We start from the raw sequence: 2,813 nt of genomic DNA on the forward strand, positions 1-2,813 counted from the left end.
ATCGGCGCGGCGCCGTCGGCGGCCGGCAGGGCCGCGGCCGGGGCGGCACAGCGCCCCGCCGCTGCAGGAGGCGGAGCCGCGACGGCGTACGAGACCGGTGACAAGGTGAGCCACGGCAAGTGGGGAACCGGCGTCGTCGTTGCCGTCAAGGGCTCGGGCGACGATACGGAGCTGCAGATCGCGTTTCCCGCTCCGGTCGGCGTGAAGCGGCTATTGGCCAAGTTTGCGCCGATCGTGAAGCAGTAATCGACGCTCGGCGAATGGGAACAAACTTTCGGTTCCCATATTTTCCAGGTCATAGGGTCATGCTATAATGGGGGAGTACACAACTGAATCGGCTTGCAAGGACGGTCGGCAGCCGTCCTTTGGAAGGTCAACTTGCGATGCATTCCATGTTCGAATCCGTCAATGAGAGGATGAAGTCAAGCCGTGGCCAACGCGATGGACGCAATGAAAAGCTTGATCGAGGAAATCGAAAAGCACAATTATCATTATTATACGCTGGACGAGCCGACGATCAGCGACAAGGAATACGACGAGCTGTACGACAAGCTCGTGGCGCTCGAGCGCGAAACCGGCGTCACGCTGCCGAACTCGCCGACATTGCGCGTCGGGGGCGAGCTGCTGGAAGGATTTCAGCCGCATCGACACAAAGCCCGGCTGTGGAGTCTCGACAAAGCGCAGGATCAGGAAGACTTGATGCTGTGGCATGCCCGTGTGCTGAAGCTTATAAACGATTACAACAGCCGCAACCCGGACGAGCCTTTGCCGCCGCCGACTTTCGTCGTGGAGCTGAAGTTCGACGGACTTTCCCTCAATTTGACCTATGACGGCGGACAGCTGGTGCAAGCGGCCACGCGGGGAAACGGCGAAGTAGGCGAGGGCATCCTGGCGCAGGTGAAGACGATCCGATCCATCCCGCTTACGATTCCGTACCGGGACGGCGTGATCGAGGTGCAGGGGGAAGGAATGATGTTCCTCTCCGTCTTCGACGAATATAACAAGACGGCGGCCGAAGTGCTGAAAAATCCGCGCAATGCGGCGGCCGGGGCGCTCCGGAACTTGAACCCGAAGACGACGGCCGAGCGGAAGCTGAGCGCCTTTATTTATAATGTAGGCTACTCCGACAATATCCGGTTCCGGGATCATCGCGAGATGGCGCAATTTTTGCGGGATAACCGGTTTAAAGTGAATCCGTATTTGAAATTTTTCGACTCCATCGAGGAAGTGGCGGAAGAGCTTCGCCGGCTCGAAGGCATCCGGCACGAATTCGATTATTTGATCGACGGCGCCGTTATTAAAATCAACGATATACGGACGCGCGAAGTTTTCGGCTATACCGACAAGTTTCCGCGTTGGGCCGTGGCTTACAAATTCGAGGCCGAAGAGGCGACAACGATTCTCCAGTCGGTCTCGTGGGAAGTGGGCCGAACCGGCAAGCTGACGCCGCTCGCGACGTTCGAGCCGGTGGAAATCGGCGGGGCTACGGTCCAGCATGCGACGCTGAACAATATCGGCGACATCGAGCGCAAAAATTTGAAGTTCGCCCTCGGCACAGCCATCTTCGTCAGGCGTTCGAACGAGGTCATTCCGGAAATTTTGGGGAAAGCGACCGACGAACAGGACGGCGGCGAGATCGTATTTCCGACGCATTGCCCGTCCTGCGGGACGGAGCTGGAGATGCGGGGAGCGCACTTGTTTTGCCCGAACCGGCTCGAATGCAGGCCGCAGCTGATCGGACGAATCACGCATTTCGCCTCGCGCGATGCGATGGATATCGAAACGTTCAGCATCAAGACGGCGGAGCAGCTGTACGACGAACTCGGCGTGCGCGACCCGTCCGATTTGTTCTATTTGAAGTTCGACGATCTGATCAAGCTGCAAAGGTTCGGCGAGAAAAAAGCGCAAAAGCTGCTCGAATCGATCGAGGCGTGCAAGACGCGGGATTTGTCTTCGTTTTTGTTCGCTCTCGGCATTCCGAATACGGGGAAAACGACGACCAAGTCGCTGGCCGATCATTACGGCAGCTTGGACAAGCTGTCCGCGGCGACGGCGGAAGAGCTGATCGCCATACCGGATATCGGCGGGATCGTCGCCGAGAGCATCGTCTCGTTTTTCGCCGACCCGGTCATGACGCGCAGCATCGAGCGGATGCTGGCAGCCGGCGTCAGGCCGGCCGCTCAAGAGAAGGCCGAGCCGGCCGATACGGAGCATCCGCTGTACGGCAAAACCGTCGTTTTAACCGGCTCGCTGACGACGATGAGCCGGGACGAAGCATCGAAAAAGCTGGAGGCGCTCGGCGCGAAAGTAACCGGCAGCGTATCCAAAAAGACCGACCTTCTCATCGCGGGGGAAGCGGCCGGCAGCAAGCTCGCGAAGGCGAAGGAGCTGGGCATTCCGGTTATCGAAGGCGAGGAAGAATTGATCAAGCTGCTGCAAAGCTGACGATGAAGAAACGGCCGTCCGATCGCGCTTCGGGCGGCCGTTCCTGTTCTGGAAAAAGAAAATCGAAAAAAGAGTTGCATTTCGGTTTTAAACCTGTTAATATAAGTTCTTGTCACCGCATGATTCGATAAAATAAGCCATCGGAATTGGGGCTTGCGAATCATTCGACAAAAATGACAAAGTTCCTTGAAAACTGAACAAATGAAACGGACCAACAAGTCAGTATTGTAATGAGCAATCAGCTCATCTAATAAGCAACACCTTATTGGAGAGTTTGATCCTGGCTCAGGACGAACGCTGGCGGCGTGCCTAATACATGCAAGTCGAGCGGACCTTTCGGGGTCAGCGGCGGACGGGTGAGTAACACG

At 57.1% G+C, this 2,813-nt stretch carries 1 protein-coding gene, 1 rRNA gene and 1 pseudogene; all 3 read left to right on the forward strand.

The annotated features are described in order from the left end of the window. Positions 1–246, forward strand: a pseudogene (locus tag PV407_RS09680) (ATP-dependent DNA helicase PcrA); the annotation flags it as partial. 195 nt (positions 247–441) lie between these two features. Next, complete coding sequence (gene ligA / locus PV407_RS09685; RefSeq protein ID WP_332089715.1) at positions 442–2,445, forward strand: NAD-dependent DNA ligase LigA; 2,004 nt, start codon at positions 442–444, stop codon at positions 2,443–2,445. Positions 2,446–2,707: 262 nt separating this feature from the next. Further along, positions 2,708–2,813: ribosomal RNA gene (locus PV407_RS09690) — 16S ribosomal RNA — on the forward strand; the annotation flags it as partial.

The sequence above is a fragment of the Paenibacillus sp. GYB003 genome (genome assembly GCF_036577625.1).
Classification (GTDB): Bacteria; Bacillota; Bacilli; order Paenibacillales; family NBRC-103111; genus Paenibacillus_AB.

Excerpts from the sequence above, each read along its gene's own strand:
- ligA (WP_332089715.1), top strand. The coding sequence starts at position 442 with ATGGACGCAATGAAAAGCTTGATCGAGGAAATCGAAAAGCACAATTAT.